This window comes from Leclercia sp. EC_58 (genome assembly GCF_019584355.1).
In the GTDB taxonomy this organism is placed as follows: Bacteria; Pseudomonadota; Gammaproteobacteria; order Enterobacterales; family Enterobacteriaceae; genus Enterobacter.
In genome coordinates, this window is record NZ_VDAM01000001.1 from 2560441 (window position 1) to 2576881 (window position 16441).

17 protein-coding genes are annotated in these 16441 nt (G+C 56.5%); 12 read left to right on the plus strand and 5 right to left on the minus strand.

Features of this window, described 5'->3' with window-relative positions:
* The first annotated feature begins 14 nt into the window (after positions 1–14).
* Genes gsiB through gsiD form a run of 3 tightly spaced genes read left to right on the plus strand, consistent with a single transcriptional unit; the run spans position 15 to position 3434 of the window.
* Positions 15–1553, plus strand: coding sequence for a glutathione ABC transporter substrate-binding protein GsiB (gene gsiB, locus FHC51_RS12530; RefSeq protein ID WP_220435669.1), 1539 nt, complete (start codon positions 15–17; stop codon positions 1551–1553).
* Positions 1554–1600: 47 nt separating this feature from the next.
* A complete protein-coding gene (gsiC, locus tag FHC51_RS12535; RefSeq protein WP_103823478.1) occupies positions 1601–2521 on the plus strand; it encodes a glutathione ABC transporter permease GsiC in 921 nt (306 codons plus the stop codon).
* A 1-nt stretch (position 2522) separates the two neighbouring features.
* Positions 2523–3434: a glutathione ABC transporter permease GsiD gene (gene gsiD, locus FHC51_RS12540; protein ID WP_103178818.1), complete on the plus strand. Its 912-nt coding sequence runs from the start codon at positions 2523–2525 to the stop codon at positions 3432–3434.
* A 107-nt stretch (positions 3435–3541) separates the two neighbouring features.
* Here the strand turns inward: gsiD and FHC51_RS12545 are convergent, their stop codons facing one another.
* Both FHC51_RS12545 and FHC51_RS12550 read right to left on the minus strand, forming a co-directional pair.
* Positions 3542–4282 (minus strand): nitroreductase family protein, encoded by a 741-nt coding sequence (locus tag FHC51_RS12545; protein ID WP_220435670.1) that lies wholly within the window; start codon positions 4280–4282, stop codon positions 3542–3544.
* Between the two features lie 109 nt (positions 4283–4391).
* Positions 4392–5069, minus strand: coding sequence for a type 1 glutamine amidotransferase domain-containing protein (locus FHC51_RS12550; protein ID WP_220435671.1), 678 nt, complete (start codon positions 5067–5069; stop codon positions 4392–4394).
* A gap of 149 nt (positions 5070–5218) precedes the next feature.
* Here FHC51_RS12550 and FHC51_RS12555 point away from each other — a divergent pair, with 149 nt between their 5' ends.
* Positions 5219–5656, plus strand: coding sequence for a GNAT family N-acetyltransferase (locus tag FHC51_RS12555; RefSeq protein ID WP_220435672.1), 438 nt, complete (start codon positions 5219–5221; stop codon positions 5654–5656).
* Positions 5657–5713: 57 nt separating this feature from the next.
* Here FHC51_RS12555 and FHC51_RS12560 read toward each other — a convergent pair whose 3' ends face one another.
* Together FHC51_RS12560 and FHC51_RS12565 are read right to left on the minus strand one after the other, a co-directional pair.
* Positions 5714–5887: a hypothetical protein gene (locus FHC51_RS12560; RefSeq protein ID WP_168192009.1), complete on the minus strand. Its 174-nt coding sequence runs from the start codon at positions 5885–5887 to the stop codon at positions 5714–5716.
* An 80-nt stretch (positions 5888–5967) separates the two neighbouring features.
* Complete coding sequence (locus FHC51_RS12565; RefSeq protein ID WP_220435673.1) at positions 5968–6531, minus strand: hypothetical protein; 564 nt, start codon at positions 6529–6531, stop codon at positions 5968–5970.
* A 317-nt stretch (positions 6532–6848) separates the two neighbouring features.
* Between FHC51_RS12565 and FHC51_RS12570 the strand changes: the two genes are divergently transcribed.
* The 7 genes from FHC51_RS12570 (at position 6849) to FHC51_RS12600 (ending at position 14343) form a co-directional block, all read left to right on the plus strand.
* Positions 6849–9611, plus strand: a complete 2763-nt coding sequence (locus tag FHC51_RS12570) for a sigma 54-interacting transcriptional regulator (RefSeq protein ID WP_220435674.1) — start codon at positions 6849–6851, stop codon at positions 9609–9611.
* 106 nt (positions 9612–9717) lie between these two features.
* A complete protein-coding gene (locus FHC51_RS12575) occupies positions 9718–10140 on the plus strand; it encodes a PTS sugar transporter subunit IIA (RefSeq protein WP_220435675.1) in 423 nt (140 codons plus the stop codon).
* 15 nt (positions 10141–10155) lie between these two features.
* On the plus strand, positions 10156–10626 hold the full coding sequence (locus FHC51_RS12580) for a PTS sugar transporter subunit IIB (RefSeq protein WP_220435676.1): 471 nt from the start codon (positions 10156–10158) through the stop codon (positions 10624–10626).
* Between the two features lie 16 nt (positions 10627–10642).
* The gene (locus FHC51_RS12585; protein WP_114387588.1) at positions 10643–11419 is read left to right on the plus strand and encodes a PTS mannose/fructose/sorbose/N-acetylgalactosamine transporter subunit IIC; all 777 of its coding nucleotides are present in this window, start codon (positions 10643–10645) and stop codon (positions 11417–11419) included.
* Positions 11400–12245 (plus strand): PTS system mannose/fructose/sorbose family transporter subunit IID, encoded by an 846-nt coding sequence (locus tag FHC51_RS12590; protein WP_114387587.1) that lies wholly within the window; start codon positions 11400–11402, stop codon positions 12243–12245. Before FHC51_RS12585 ends, FHC51_RS12590 begins: the two co-directional genes overlap by 20 nt.
* 12 nt (positions 12246–12257) lie before the next feature.
* Positions 12258–13319 carry an SIS domain-containing protein gene (locus tag FHC51_RS12595; protein ID WP_220435677.1) on the plus strand — a complete coding sequence of 354 codons (1062 nt, stop codon included), beginning with the start codon at positions 12258–12260 and terminating at the stop codon, positions 13317–13319.
* A gap of 13 nt (positions 13320–13332) precedes the next feature.
* Positions 13333–14343 (plus strand): SIS domain-containing protein, encoded by a 1011-nt coding sequence (locus tag FHC51_RS12600; RefSeq protein WP_220435678.1) that lies wholly within the window; start codon positions 13333–13335, stop codon positions 14341–14343.
* A gap of 51 nt (positions 14344–14394) precedes the next feature.
* Here the strand turns inward: FHC51_RS12600 and rimO are convergent, their stop codons facing one another.
* Complete coding sequence (gene rimO, locus FHC51_RS12605) at positions 14395–15720, minus strand: 30S ribosomal protein S12 methylthiotransferase RimO (protein WP_220435679.1); 1326 nt, start codon at positions 15718–15720, stop codon at positions 14395–14397.
* Positions 15721–15987: 267 nt separating this feature from the next.
* Here rimO and bssR point away from each other — a divergent pair, with 267 nt between their 5' ends.
* Positions 15988–16371: a biofilm formation regulator BssR gene (gene bssR / locus FHC51_RS12610; protein WP_103823464.1), complete on the plus strand. Its 384-nt coding sequence runs from the start codon at positions 15988–15990 to the stop codon at positions 16369–16371.
* Positions 16372–16441 lie beyond the last annotated feature (70 nt).

Consider the following 16441-nt stretch of genomic DNA (forward strand, 5'->3'; position numbering starts at 1 on the left):
AACAGGAGAAGAACATGACAAAATTTGTTGCTCGCAGATGGCTGTTAGCCGCGAGCGTAACGGCGGCCCTCGCGGCCACGCCGGCCTTCGCAGCAAAAGATGTGGTAGTGGCGGTGGCCTCCAATTTCACCACCCTCGATCCCTATGACGCCAACGACACGCTCTCCCAGCAGGTGGCAAAGTCGTTTTATCAGGGGCTGTTCGGCCTCGATAAAGAGATGCAGCTGAAAAACGTGCTGGCCGAGAGCTACACCGTCTCTGACGACGGGCTGGTCTACACCATCAAGCTGCGCAGCGGGGTGAAGTTCCAGGACGGCACCGACTTCAATGCCGAGGCGGTGAAGGTCAACCTCGATCGCGCCAGCAACCCGGACAACAGCCTCAAGCGCTACAACCTCTATAAAAATATCGCCAGCACCGAAGCCGTCGATCCCACCACGGTAAAAATCACTCTCAAGGAACCGTTCTCCGCCTTTATCAACATTCTGGCGCACCCGGCCACGGCGATGATCTCCCCCGAGGCGCTGAAAAAATATGGCAAAGAGATTGGCTTCCATCCGGTGGGTACCGGGCCGTATGAGCTGGTGACCTGGAACCAGACCGACTTTGTGAAGGTGAAAAAGTTTGCCGGTTACTGGCAGCAGGGGCTGCCGAAGCTGGACACCATCACCTGGCGTCCGGTGGTGGATAACAACACCCGCGCGGCGATGCTACAGACCGGCGAAGCGCAGTTTGCCTTCCCGATCCCCTATGAGCAGGCGGCGCTGCTCGGCAAAAACAGCAAGCTGGAGCTGGTCGCCAGCCCGTCCATTATGCAGCGCTACATCAGCATGAACGTGACGCAAAAGCCGTTCGATAACCCGAAAGTGCGCGAGGCGATCAACTACGCCATCAACCGCGAGGCGCTGGTGAAGGTGGCCTTTGCGGGCTATGCCACCCCGGCAACGGGCGTGGTACCGCCGTCTATTGCATACTCCCAGCAGTACCATCCGTGGGAATACAATCCGACAAAAGCGCGCGCGCTGCTGAAAGAGGCCGGTTTCCCGAACGGCTTCAGCACTACCCTGTGGTCGTCGCACAATCACAGTACCGCCCAGAAGGTGCTGCAGTTTACCCAGCAGCAGCTGGCGCAGGTGGGTATTAAGGTGAAGGTGACGGCGATGGATGCCGGACAGCGTGCCGCTGAAGTGGAAGGCAAAGGGCAGAAAGAGAGCGAGGTGAGGATGTTCTACACCGGCTGGTCGGCCTCCACCGGCGAAGCCGACTGGGCGCTGTCGCCGCTGTTCGCCTCGCAAAACTGGCCGCCAACCCTGTTCAATACCGCGTTTTACAGTAATCCGCAGGTGGATAAAGATCTGACGGATGCCCTGAAAACTACCCAGCCGGAAGAGAAAGCGAAACTGTACAAGGACGCGCAGGACACCATCTGGAAGGAGTCGCCGTGGGTGCCGTTAGTGGTAGAGAAGCTGGTCTCGGCGCACAACAAGGCGCTGACCGGATTCTACATCATGCCGGATACCGGCTTTAGCTTTGACGACGCGGATCTGAAATAGAGCACTCATTCCCGCAGGTATGCGCCTGCGGGATGAGAGGAATGTGCATGCTGAATTATGTGATTAAACGCCTGCTGGGCCTGATCCCGACGCTGCTGATTGTCGCGGTGCTGGTCTTTTTATTCGTCCATATGCTGCCAGGGGATCCGGCGCGGCTGATTGCCGGTCCGGAAGCGGATGCCACGGTCATTGAGCTGGTACGTAAGCAACTGGGGCTGGATCAGCCGCTCTACCGGCAGTTCTGGCACTACATTACCAATGTCCTGCGGGGCGATTTTGGTATCTCGATGGTCTCCCGTCGGCCCGTTTCCGCGGAGATTGCCAGCCGCTTTATGCCTACCTTCTGGCTGACTCTCGCCAGCATGGCCTGGGCGGTGCTATTTGGCCTGATGGCCGGGATTGTGGCGGCCGTGTGGCGTAACCGCTGGCCAGACCGGCTGGGTATGGCGCTGGCGGTAACGGGGATTTCCTTCCCGGCTTTTGCGCTGGGGATGCTGCTGATGCAGATCTTCTCCGTTGAGCTGGGCTGGCTGCCCACCGTGGGCGCGGACAGCTGGCGGCACTACATTTTGCCTTCGCTGACGCTGGGCGCGGCGGTGGCGGCAGTGATGGCCCGCTTTACCCGCGCCTCATTCGTGGATGTGCTGAACGAAGACTATATGCGCACCGCCCGGGCGAAGGGGGTGAGCGAGAGATGGGTGATCCTCAAGCACGGCCTGCGCAATGCGATGATCCCGGTGGTCACCATGATGGGGCTACAGTTCGGTTTTCTGCTCGGCGGCTCCATTGTGGTGGAAAAGGTCTTTAACTGGCCGGGGCTCGGGCGTCTGCTGGTCGATTCCGTCGATATGCGCGACTACCCGGTGATTCAGGCGGAAGTATTGCTCTTTTCGCTGGAGTTTATTCTTATCAACTTAGTGGTGGATGTCCTGTATGCCGCCATTAATCCGGCTATCAGGTACAAGTAAGATGCGACTGTTAAACTGGCGCCGGCAGGCCATGTTAAAGGCGATGCCGGGACTTAAACCGGATCAGATCCGCACTCCGTGGCATGAATTCTGGCGACGCTTTCGCAAGCAGCCGGTGGCGATCGCCGCCGGGTTGTTCGTGCTGATGTTGATCCTGGTGGCGATACTGGCCCCGTGGATCGTCCCCTTCGATGCGGAGAACTATTTCGATTACGACCGTCTGAACGAGGGGCCATCGATGATGCACTGGTTCGGCGTGGACTCCCTGGGGCGGGATATCTTCAGCCGGGTGCTGATGGGCGCACAGATTTCGCTGGCGGCGGGCGTGTTTGCGGTGCTGATTGGTGCGGCTATTGGCACGGTGCTGGGCCTGCTGGCAGGTTATTATGAAGGCTGGTGGGACCGGATTATCATGCGCATCTGCGACGTGCTCTTTGCCTTCCCCGGTATTCTGCTGGCGATTGCGGTGGTGGCGGTGATGGGCAACGGCATGGCCAACGTGATTATCGCCGTGGCGATCTTCTCCATTCCAGCCTTCGCACGTCTGGTGCGCGGCAATACGCTGGTGCTGAAACAGCAGACCTTTATCGAGTCGGCGCGCAGCATTGGTGCCAGCGACACCACGATTCTGTTTAATCACATCCTGCCGGGCACCGTCTCCTCCATCGTGGTCTATTTCACCATGCGTATTGGGGTGTCGATTATCTCAGCGGCGAGCCTGTCGTTTCTCGGGTTAGGCGCCCAGCCGCCAACGCCGGAGTGGGGGGCAATGCTTAACGAGGCGCGGGCCGATATGGTGATTGCTCCGCACGTGGCGCTGTTCCCGAGCATGGCGATCTTCCTCACCGTGCTGGCGTTTAATCTGTTAGGAGATGGGCTGCGGGACGCGCTGGATCCCCGCATTAAGGGGTGAGCGGGTGCGCGCATTTTTGCCGGGTGGCGCTGACGCTTACCCGGCCTACAAACGGCATTTAACCCGTAGGCCCGCGCAAGCGCAGCGCCGCCGGGCAAGGGCAGAGATTACTTGTCGACGCCGAAGCCTTGCTTAATCAGGGCTGGCAGCACGTCCGGGAAGTAAATGTGCTGGTAATAACCGCTCACGCTTTCACTCCAGGTATCCCCGTCGGTACGGTTAATCGCCTGCCAGTGTTCAGTCATCTGCTGGTTGTAGCGGTTGATTTTCGCTTCCAGCCCCTCGGTGACATAGGCTTCGTCGTGGCGGAAGGTCTCCAGCGGCAGACGCGGTTTGTGATGGGATGGCACATCGACATGACCAATCACCACGCCCGCCACCGGGAAGGTGTGTTCCGGTAGCTCAAGCAACTCAATCAGCTCTTGCGGCTTCAGACGGATCCCGCCAATTGGCACAATCCCCAGCCCTTCGGAGCGGGCAGCCGCCATCACCGAGCCCAGGGCAATGCCCACGTCGGTTGCACCAGCCACCAGGCTCTCAATGCTCTGGTGCGCTATCTGCTCCTTGCCCGCCAGCTTCATGCCAACCTCGGTTTTGTACATATCCAGCACAAAGGTGATAAACACCGGGGCTTTGGCAATCCACGGCTGGCCGCCGGCGATCTGCGAAATCTGCGCCCGCTTTTCGGCATCGCGCGTGACGATGACCGACACCTGCTGGGAATGGACGGAGGTAGGAGCACGATAAGCGGTGCTGATAATGCGTTCGAGCGTGGCGTCATCAATGGCTTGATCGGTAAAGCTGCGCTCGCTTTTATGGTCGTTAAACAGGTCAATAATGGTGTTCATGCGTTCTCCCGTGTGAAGCGCAAAATCTTAACAGCCTGAAACTGTTTTGCATTTAACACTCTTTGCGGTTCACGCAGGCGAAAAGCCCGGCCAGCGGCCGGGTTAGGGGTTAGCGCAGGGCAGCAACCAGCGCTTTGGCCGCCTCTTCGGAGCTTGCCGGGTTCTGCCCGGTGATCAGTTTGCCATCTTCGACAATATACGAGCCCCAGTTCGGGCCTTTCTGGTAGTGCGCACCCAGCGCGCTCAACTCATCCTCCACCAGGAAAGGCACCACGTCGGTCAGTTCCACGTCGGCCTCTTCACCGTTGGTAAAACCGGTCACCTTGCGGCCCTTGACCAGCGGCTCGCCAGAAGCGGTTTTCACATGGCGCAGCACGCCCGGGGCATGGCAGACGAAGCCGGTCGGTTTACCCGCGCGGGTAAAGGCTTCAATCAGCGCGATAGAGGTTTGGGATTCCGCCAGATCCCACAGCGGACCGTGGCCACCCGGATAGAAGACGGTGTCGAAATCCTCCTGGCGCACGCTGTCGAGTTTGACCGTGTTAGCGAGTGCCTGCTGCGCGGCCGGATCGGCTTTAAAGCGATCGGTCATCTCGGTCTGGAAATCGGGCTGATCGCTTTTGGGATCTAAAGGAGGCTGGCCACCCTGGGGAGACGCCAGCACCACATCGGCGCCCGCGTCTTTGAAGACATAATACGGGGCGGCAAACTCCTCCAGCCAGAAGCCGGTTTTCTTGCCGGTATTGCCCAGTTCACTGTGAGAGGTGAGAACCATTAATACTTTCATTGTTTTCTCCGGTGATGTGGATAGCTATAAAGGTAGCCTGGTTCATCGAAGCCATCCCCGGAGGGAGGGCAGTTTCAGAATGATTACGGCAGCTTCCGGGCAATCCTTGTTATCATCGGGAAATATCAGACACATCAAGGATCACACCAATGATTAACGTGCGTGAAGCGAAAGCGGAAGATTACGCAGCATGGTTAACGCTGTGGCAAGGCTATCTCGATTTTTACGGCACCGGGCTGGATGAGGCGGTGACGCTGGCGACCTGGCGGCGGGTGTTCTCTCCCGATTCGGGGCTATTTTGCCGCCTTGCCGAAACCGAACAGGGCGTGGTGGGCTTTGCCATCTGCGTGCTGCATGAAGGCACCTGGGTAACCCAGCCGCTGTGTTATCTGGAAGATCTGTTTGTGGATGACGCGGCGCGCGGCAAAGGGGCGGGCAGGGCGCTGATCGAAGCTATTATTGCTGAAGCCCGGGATAAGGGGTGGTCGAAGGTCTACTGGGTGACGCGGGAGGGCAATCCGGCCCGGGCGCTGTATGACAAGCTGGCCACGGTGGATGATTACGTTCGCTACCGGATTACGATTTAACCCTGTGCATAGTCAGCCCCTCTCTTTAGAGAGAGGGCTGGAATGAGAGGAAATCCCTTAGCCTAATTTGACGTATTCAGCCTTCTTTGTTGGACCCACGAGATCCCTCTCTTTTTCACGCTGGCCTACTTGTGCAAGTTTGTTGCCGTCAATCGTTGCCCAGAAGTCTGCGGCGCGTTGGGCCGCAGCCATCGCTTTGGTGGAATCAATTTTTTTGTTTTGCTTGATCATAACCTCTCCCGGTTGGTTTTTGACCATTGCATCTGAGTTTACAGCGGTCGTCTTTGCCTGACAAACAGTCCATTTTTATGTCAGGTCATACTCATCACTTTACGTCGAATCATTGCCTGAATATCTACTACTGAAGAAGACATTTTATTGGGCGCGTAGAAAACTTGTGAGAACCCATATGCTCGATATCGTGGTTTTATCTCCTCCAATGGATTTTCAATGACCACATCCTCAAGTTCCATCATGCTGCAAAATACTGTCGAATAGACCAGTGCAATGATAAAGACGTTGCCTGTAAGTGCAGAGTGTTCATCATTTATCAGATTTTCCAGCATACAAATGGCGAACTCTTCCCGGCGAGCATCATATTTGCACATTATCGCTGCATGCAGCGCACTAGGATCGTTAGCCTTCGTACTTTTTAGGCTGATATCTAAAATGCCGTCATCGTTAGCGTTTCCATGATAATGCTCCATCCCCCATCGCCAGTTGAGAACAGCGTTATTGCTCTCTTTATGAAGATAATTTTTGTCTTTTTGACTTAACGCACCGACTACGAGGCTGCCCCAACCGAAACCCTGTATGATTTTTTGGGTAGTGTTAAGGCACTGCTCGTGTATTTCCTGGAGCGATAAATTGCGCATTTCATCAGCCTTCCTTAGCTGTCATTTTCTCACGTTATCGTGAGGAAAAACGGTCATAACCCGATGCGGTTTAGTGTTGTTGGCGTACAGACACCCTACGCCGCAAACAGGCACGGTTAAAGCAGGGAAATAGCGCAGAATTCAATCCTGCGAAGCGCCTTCAGAAAAGATGTAAATCTACCCGGCCTGGGCATTGTTCCCCCTCAGGCATTCTGTGCACTCCCCCACAAAAGCGCACATAACCCGCCGTCGCGTTCCCTCCGTCCGCGCGTTTGCGGGCATCATACCCCCATGACACTCCAGTTGTGGAATAAGCCATGCGTAATGAAATCCTGAGCTTTTTGGCCAACCAGACCGATTTTTTTGACCCGCAAAACCTGAGCGAGGTCTTTACCGCCAGCTACCTTGCGGAGCGGTTCGATCTCAAACGCAACACCGCCAGCCACTATCTGAATCAGCTGGTGGCCCAGGGCGAGCTGGTTAAAATCAATACCCGGCCGGTCTACTTCCTGCACAAGAAAGCCTTCAGCCAGCAGTTCTTCCCCCCGTCAGGCAACGAATACGACAGCATTGCGCAGCTGCTGAATGACGGCGACAGCGGGCAGGAACCGCCGGATCACTTTTCGCTGCTGATCGGTCATGATGGCAGCCTGAAGAAGGCCATTGCCCAGCTAAAAACGGCGCTTTTCTATCCTGATGGCGGCCTGCCGCTGCTGATCACTGGTGAGAGCGGCACCGGTAAAAGCTATATGGCGAACCTGATGCACGCCTTTGCCATTTCGCAGGGGCTCCTGGCGGACGATGCCCCCTTTGTCAGCTTCAACTGCGCCCAGTACGCCAGCAACCCGGAGCTGCTGGCGGCAAACCTGTTTGGCTATGTGAAAGGGGCCTTTACCGGGGCGCAGACCGATAAACAAGGCGCATTCGAAGCCGCCGATGGGGGAATGCTGTTTCTCGACGAAGTGCATCGCCTGAATGCCGAAGGCCAGGAGAAACTCTTTACCTGGCTCGATCGCAAGGAGATCTACCGGGTGGGGGAAACCGCCCTGGGTCGTCCCATCACCACCCGGCTGGTCTTTGCCACTACCGAGGATCTGCACAGCACCTTCTTAACCACCTTCCTGCGGCGTATTCCCATTCTGGTCACGTTGCCCGACCTTAACGCGCGTTCCCGCCAGGAAAAAGAGGCGTTGATCCTTCAGTTCTTCTGGCGGGAAGCGAAGAAGCTGGATGTCCCCCTGACCCTTACGCCCCGACTGCGCCAGGTGCTTCTCCACGTCCTTTATCGCGGTAACGTGGGCGAGCTGAAAAACGTGGTTAAGTATGCGGTCGCCGCGGCGTGGGCCAGGCAGCGGGGGCAGGAGGCTATTAGCGTTACCCTTCAGGATCTGCCGGAGAAGGTGCTGGCTGCTATCCCGACGCTGAGCGATGCGCCCGTAGTGGAAGAGCCGCTGACGATAGAGCCGCAAACTAATCTGCTGTGGTTGCTCCGCGCCCACGACCGGACCCAGGGGATGATCCATGACACCCAGTGTCAGGTGCTGGCTCTGTACGAAGAGGTGATCGCCGGTCGGTCAGACTGGGAGGATGTGCACCGGCGGATGGGGGAGGAGATCGAAACCCTGTTCGACAGGCTGGTGTTTCATCATCGCGAGACTACCGCCTCGCCACTGTTGCAGCTCACCACCCAGCAGGTGCGGGAGGCGTTTTACCGCCTGGAGCAGCAGTTTAATGTGCAGTTTAACGGCAATGGGATCTATGCCCTGAGCCACTATCTGGTGCATCGCGCCCACAGTGGCCTCTCTGCCCTGAGCCAGGAGCGTGTCCGACTGCTGGATGATTTCCTGGCGCAAAAGTACCCCCAGCTGTACCGTTTTTGCCAGGCGATGATCGCCGCTCTGACGCAAAAACTTGATATCGAAGCTCAGCGAATCGACGCCCTGCTACTTGTGCTGTGGCTGCATAAAGCCGGGGCGGTGAGTCAATCCCAGGTGACGCGGGCGGTGATTCTGGCCCACGGCTACGCCACCGCCAGCAGTATTGCTAACGTGGCGAACCGCTTACTGAAACAGACCGTTTTTGAATCTTTCGACATGCCCCTCGACGTCACGCCGGAGGCGATTGCCCAACAGGTCATGCACTACATCGAAAGTAACGCCGTGACGTCCGGGCTGATGATCCTGGTGGATATGGGGTCGCTTAATGCTATCCATAGCCACTTTCAGCGTCGCCTCTCGACCCCGGTGGCGATTGTGAATAACGTCTCCACCAGCATGGCGCTCTATGTCGGGGAGCGGATCCTGCAAGGGCACCACATCGAGGCGATCGCTCAGGAGGTTGGCGCGGATTTACCGGTGGAGCACCAGATCTTCTGGCCGCAGGCCAGTAAACCCCGGGTGATCCTCACCACCTGCATCACCGGAATCGGCGCGGCGGCCAATCTCTGTCATCTGCTGAAGGCCAGCATCCCGGAGGCGCTGGGGATAGAGGTGATCGCCTGTGACTACGAGATGCTCAGCGACCCTCAGGAGCGGGCGGTGGCCTTCAACCGCTACGACATACTGGCGATTGTCGGCACCTTCGATCCACAGGTGCCCGCTGTGCCGTGGATCTCGCTGGATTCGCTGATTGCCGGGGAAGGGACGCGACCGCTGATGCGCATCTTTGGTGACATTGCCACCCAGGAGCAGGTGGATGAGATCAACAATCTGCTGCTGAAGAACTTCTCCCTGCGGCGGGTGATTGAGTCGGTGACCATCCTCGATACCACTAAGGTGATCAACCAGGTGGAGCAGTTTCTCTTTCGCTATGAGCATCTGGCTGGCTACCAGGTACCAAACGAACGCAAGGTGGCGCTCTATGTTCACATCAGCTGTCTGATTGAGCGGCTGATCCGTAACGCCTCGCCTACCACCTACGCCGGGCGACAGTGTCCTGAAAGCGAGCTGGCGCTGTTGCGCCAGGCCTTTAGTGTCATTGAGAGCAGTTATAGTGTCAAAATCCCCGTCGTCGAGCTCTGTTACATCCACAATATTCTGACCCTGGAAACGGAATTTATTCAGGCAGATCAAGAGTTTTAATACCCTCCTCTCTTTTCCTCACCCACGCGCCACTTTTTCCTGGCACGTGGGTTGCACTCTCTGTTTAGCACATCGCTGCACAGTGGAATGAGCTTTCGAGGACAGGATGAAACGACATTACATTTTTGCCAGTCACGGCACCTTTGCCCGCGGGTTACTCGATTCGGTTGAGCTGATCCTCGGCAAGCAGCAGGACATCCATACGCTCTGCGCCTACGTCGACGAGAACCGCGATTTAACCGAGCAGGTAGACACCTTACTCGCCAGCCTGCCCGAAGAGGATGAGGTGATTGCGATCACCGATATTTTTGCCGGTAGCGTCAACAACGAATTTATCCGCTTTTTGCACCGGCCAAATTTTCATTTGATCGCAGGCCTCAATCTCCCGTTGGTGATCGGCTTACTGATTTCAGCGGATGAGCAGGATAGCCAGAAATTAATTCACGAAGCGTTATTCAGTTCCAGAGAGAGTATTCAGTATTGCAACCAGTCTATTGCCAGTGCGCTGCAGGCGGATAAAGACTTCTGATCGAGAGGAAGAATAATGATTACGTTATTACGCGTTGACCACCGCTTATTACACGGACAGGTCGCCTTTTCCTGGACCCAGTATGTCGGGGCGGATTGCATATTAATTGCCAACGACAGTGTGCCGAATGATGAATTACGTAAAACGACCATCAAGCTGGCAAAACCGCCCGCGGTGAAGCTGGTGATTAAAAATATCAACGACTCCATTGAAGCCGTTAAAAGCGGCGTCACCGATAAATATCATCTTTTTATTGTCGTGGAGTCTGTGGACGATGCCTGGCGCTTAGCTTCGGCGGTAGACGGTATTAAAAGCATTAATCTTGGCGGCGTTAAAGCGAAAGAGGGGGCGCGCAATATCTCTAAGGCCATTAATTTGCTGCCGGACGAAATAGAAAAACTTACTCAACTGGTCGGCAACGGTGTTGAAGTCGAAATACGCCAGGTGCCGAATGATCGCAAACAGTTATTAGCGGAATCGCTGTAATTCCTGAGGACTCACTATGGTAGAGGCACTTTTACTCGGACTGGTGGCGTTTATCGCCCAGTCTGAATATGCCCTCGGCACCTCGCTGCTCTCCCGGCCCATTGTCACCGGCCTGTTAACCGGGCTGGTATTGGGCGATGTGCAGACGGGGGTGGTGATGGGCGCGACGCTCGAGCTGGCATTTATCGGGTCGTTTTCGGTGGGGGCGTCAATTCCGCCGGACGTGGTCACCGGCGGAGTGCTCGGCGTGGCGTTTGCCATCACCTCCGGGGCAGGAACGGAAACGGCGCTGCTGCTCGGCCTGCCGATTGCCACCCTGACGCTGGTGCTGAAAAACGTCTATCTCGGCATGTTTATCCCCATGCTCAGCCAGAAGGCCGACAGCTATGCCGAACAGGCGGATACCGGCGGCATTGAGCGGATGCATCTTATCGCCGGGTTTGGTCTGTCGCTGATGCTGGCGACGGTGGTGACGGTGTCGTTCCTGGTGGGCAGCAGCGCGGTGAAATCCTTGCTGGATGCCATTCCGGAATTTATTAAGCACGGGTTAAGCGTGGCGACGGGGATCATTCCGGCGCTGGGCTTTGCCATGCTCGCCCGGCTACTGATCAACAAAAAAGTGGCCCCGTTCTTCTTCCTCGGCTTTGCCCTGATGGCGTACCTGAAAATACCCGTCACCGGTATCGCCATTCTCGGTGCCATTGTGGCGGTGGTGATGGTCAATATGACCACCCTTAACGCTCCCCGTACGACGACCGATCAAGGAGTCGCTGATGACGACGAAGATTTCTGAAGAGACCCTGCCAGAGACGCAGGATGAGAACGCGATTAATGCCCGCGATCTGCGCCGGGTGTTCTGGCGGTCGTTCCAGATGGAGTTTTCCTGGAACTATGAGCGGCAGATGAACCTTGCCTTCGTCTATGCCCTGATCCCGGTGCTGAAAAAGCTCTATCCACAAAAGGCCGCGCTGGCGGCGGCACTAAAACGCCACCTGGTGTTCTTCAACACCACGCCGCATATCGTCACGCTGCTGCTGGGCATCACCACGGCGATGGAGGAGAAAAACAGCCAGCAAAACGAGATGGACGGCACGGCAATCGACAACGTGAAGGCGTCGCTGATGGGGCCGCTGGCCGGGCTGGGGGACTCCTTTTTCTGGGGAACGCTGCGCCTGATCGCCACCGGGATCGGCACCAGCCTGGCGCTGCAGGGCAACATCCTGGGGCCAATCCTGTTCCTGCTGGTGTTTAACGTGCCGCACATTCTGGTGCGCTGGCTCTTTACCCGCTGGGGATACGTGCTGGGCACCGGGGTGCTCCATCGGGTGCAGAAGAGCGGGATGATGGAGAGCCTTACCTACGGGGCGTCCATTATCGGACTGATGGTAGTGGGGGCCATGGCCGCCTCGATGATCAACATCACTATCCCTATCTCCTTCGGCGCGGGAGAGGCGAAAACCGAGGTCCAGGGGATCATCGACAACATCATGCCTTGTCTGCTGCCCCTTATCAGCTTCGGCATTGTCTACTGGCTGCTGGGGCGCAAGGTAAAACCGCTCACCATCATCGGCGGCATGGCGCTGGTGGGCATTCTGGGTTCGTGGATCGGTCTGTTTTAAGCGGAGAAAACGATGCAACCAACAATGATGACCTATATCGAGGAGCAGCCTGCGGCGCTGGAGAATATTCTCCGACACTATCCGGCTCATCTCGAATCGCTGGAGGCCTTTGCCCGCCAGCATCCGGTGCGCCGCCTGCTGGTGCTGGCGACCGGTTCCTCGCTGAATGCGGCGATGTGTGCGCGCTACTTCTTTGAACACCGCTTCGGCATGCTGGTCGAAATCAAGGAGCCGTACAACTTTGTGCACTATGAAGCCATCGACCCGCACACCGACATGGTGCTGGTGGTCTCCCAGAGCGGAAAAAGCGCCTCGACGCTGGCGGCAATGGAGAAAGTGCAGGCCGCCGGGCTGCCGGTGTTCGCTCTGACGTCGGACCCGGATAGCCCGATAGGTCGCCGCTGCGATCGTGTGCTGGATATCCATACCGGGATCGAGAAGGTGGGGTTTGTGACCCGCGGCTTTAGCGCAACGGTGCTCAATTTGTTGCTGGTAGCGCTCACTCTTGCCCGGGCGCAACAGCAGATTGATGAGCGGGAAGCACAGGACTACCTGAAGGCGCTGCACCAGCTTGCGGCGGCGATCCCCGACACCATCGCCCGCACGGAGGCGTTTTTCGCGCACCATCAGCACATCCTTCAGGAGGGCACACGCTTTGTTGCCATCGGTGAAGGGGCCCTGACCGGGGTGGCGAAGGAGTTTGAGACCAAGTTCACCGAAACGGTGCGGGTGCCGTCCGGTGGATTTGAGCTGGAGGCCTACATGCATGGCCCCTATCTGGAGGCCAACGCAGAGCATGTGATGTTCTTTATTGAGGATGCGCCAAACCCGCGCCTGCGGGCGCTCAGGGACTATATGGCTCCGGCGGTTAAACAGACCTTTTTGGTGACGCTGACGGGCGAGGAACAGGAAAATACCCTGGCGCTGAATTGCGGCCTGCCGCATCTGCTCTCGCCGCTGCTGTTGATTGTCCCCATGCAAATTCTGGCCTGGCGTACCGCCTGCGCCAAAGGCATCGATCTCTCGGTGCGTATCTTCGATGACTTCGATCGGGTTTTAAAAAGCAAAATATAGCAGGAGAACAACTATGTTAGGTTTTAATCAGGACGAGTACCTGACCAGTGCTCGTGAGATTGTTGCTGCGCGTAAACAGGCTGAACAGGTCGCTGATGAGATTATTCAGCAGGGCTTCAGCACGTTATTTTTCGCCTCGGTAGGGGGATCGCTGGCGCCGATGATGGCCATTAACGCCTTCTCCCGGGAATTAACCGAAATGCCGGTTTATCTTGAACAGGCGGCAGAATTAATTCATGCCGGACATAAACGCTTAAATAAAGATTCCGTAGTGATTACGCTCTCGAAATCGGGGGATACCAAAGAGTCGGTGGCGATTGCCGAATGGTGCAAGGCGCAGGGGATCCGCGTGGTGGCGATCACCAAAAACAGCGACTCACCGCTGGCGAATGCCGCCACCTGGCATATTCCGATGCGGCACAAGAACGGCGTGGAATATGAGTATATGCTGCTCTACTGGGTATTCTTCCGTTTACTGCATCGTAACGGGGAATTTGCGGATTACGACCGCTTTGCCAGCCAGCTGGAGCTGTTACCTGAGAATCTCCTTAACGCCAAAAAGCAATTTGATCCACAGGCGGATGCCATCGCGCAAAAATACCATACCGCTGATTATATGATGTGGATTGGCGGCGCGGAGATGTGGGGCGAAGTCTATCTCTTCTCGATGTGTATTCTGGAGGAGATGCAGTGGAAGCGTACCAAATCGGTTTCGTCTGCGGAGTTTTTCCACGGCACGCTGGAGCTGCTGGAGAAAGATGTCCCGCTGTTCTTGGTGAAGGGCGAGGGCAAATGCCGGGCGCTGGACGACCGCGTCGAACGTTTCGCGGCGAAAATTACCGATAACCTGGTGGTGTTTGATCCGCGAGATTACAGGCTGGCGGGTATTGACGATGCGTTCCGCTGGCTGCTGGCGCCGTGCGTTATCTCAACCCTGCTGGTGGACCGTCTTGCCGCCCACTTCGAGCATTACACCGGCCACAGTCTGGATATCCGCCGTTATTACCGGCAGTTTGAGTATTAATCACAATAAAAAAGGGGACGTGACGTCCCCTTAATCTATGTAGCGGTGTGATTAAACCCGGCTGCCCCACAGATCATATTCGTCGGCGTTTTCAACTTTCACGCGCACGATATCACCCGGTTTCACCTTCGTTTCGCCGTTCAGGTAGACCGCACCGTCGATTTCCGGGGCATCGGCCATGCTGCGGCCAATGGCGCCCTCTTCATCCACTTCGTCGATGATCACCAGAATTTCGCGGCCCACTTTCTCCTGCAGACGTTCAGCAGAGATCTGCTGTTGCAGCTGCATGAAGCGGTTCCAGCGCTCTTCTTTTACCTCTTCCGGCACCTGATCCGCCAGTTCGTTGGCGGTCGCCCCTTCAACCGGGCTGTACTTGAAGCAGCCCACGCGATCCAGACGCGCCTCTTTCAGGAAGTCGAGCAGAATCTGGAAATCTTCTTCGGTTTCACCCGGGAAGCCGACGATAAAGGTGGAGCGCAGGGTCAGGTCCGGGCAGATTTCACGCCACTGCTTGATGCGCGCCAGCTGGCGGTCAACGGAGCCAGGACGCTTCATCAGCTTCAGGATGCGCGGGCTAGCGTGCTGCAGCGGGATATCCAGATACGGCAGGATTTTGCCTTCCGCCATCAGTGGGATCACGTCGTCCACGTGCGGGTAAGGGTAGACGTAGTGCAGACGCGTCCAGATGCCAAGCTTAGAGAGCTGTTCGCACAGGCCGACCATGCTGGTTTTCACCGGCTCGCCGTTGTGGAAACCGGCGCGGTGCTTCACGTCCACGCCGTAGGCGGAGGTGTCTTGAGAGATCACCAGAAGCTCTTTCACGCCCGCATCGGCCAGACGTTTGGCTTCGGCCAGCACTTCGCCAATCGGACGGCTCACCAGATCGCCACGCATGGAAGGGATAATGCAGAAGGTGCAGCGATGGTTGCAGCCTTCGGAAATTTTTAAGTACGCGTAGTGACGCGGGGTGAGTTTCACGCCCTGTTCCGGCACCAGGCTCAGGAACGGGTTATGCTTTGGTTTTGGCACATAGTGATGCACATGTTCCAGCACCTGCTCGTAACTGTGCGGACCGGTGATTTCCAGTACCTTAGGGTGGACTTCGCGGATCTGATCGACTTTGGCGCCCAGGCAACCGGTGACAATCACCTTGCCGTTTTCGGTGAGTGCTTCACCGATGGCTTCCAGAGACTCCTGTACGGCGCTGTCGATAAAGCCACAGGTGTTAACGATCACCATATCGGCGTTGTCGTAGCTTGGTACCACGTCATAGCCTTCGGTGCGAAGCTCGGTCAGGATACGTTCGGAATCCACCAGGTTTTTCGGGCAGCCCAGAGAGACGAAGCCGATTTTCGGCTGGTGTGTCACATTGCTCATAGATTAAAAAGTAGTCAGTTATGGAGTTATCAGGGCAGGGATTGTACAGATTTCCTCAGAGAATTTATAGCGGTCTGTGCAATGGGGAGGCAAGCATCCTGAACGGGGTGGGAGCGCGCGCCGGTACCTCTCTGGAGCGGCCCGCTCAGGTCGATTTAACATTGTAAATGTCAGTAATCCGTCACGGATTATTGACCTGACGCATTAAATTGAACAAAAAATAGACATAATCTAAGAATGTTCTAAGGCTGACAAGGGGGAAAAAGCATGTCCGTTGACAGACTGAAACGCGATCTTCTTAACAAGATGATCAATGCCCGAATCGATCTCGCGGCCTATCTGCAGTTGAGGAAAGCGAAGGGGTATATGTCAGTCAGCGAAAGCGACCATCTGCGTGACAACTTCTTTGAACTTTGTACTTACATGCGTGAAAAAGCGCCTGAACTGAGGGCGCACTGCAATGCTGAGGAGCAGGCGATGCTCTATCGTGCCGCCGGTTCGCTCACCACCGCAGGCGTCTGTATGATGACCGGCAACCATGATTGTCCGACGTTCATCGCCGTCAACGCAGAGAAGCTGGAAAACTGTCTGAACGATCTCACTCTCTGCATCCAGTATCTGAAATCGCATACACCGCTGATTCAGAGCTGACCCTGGGGGAGGCAACTCCCCCATCTGCTTAAGCTTTTGTAAAAGTAATAATGCCCCTGCGCTGAGTGGC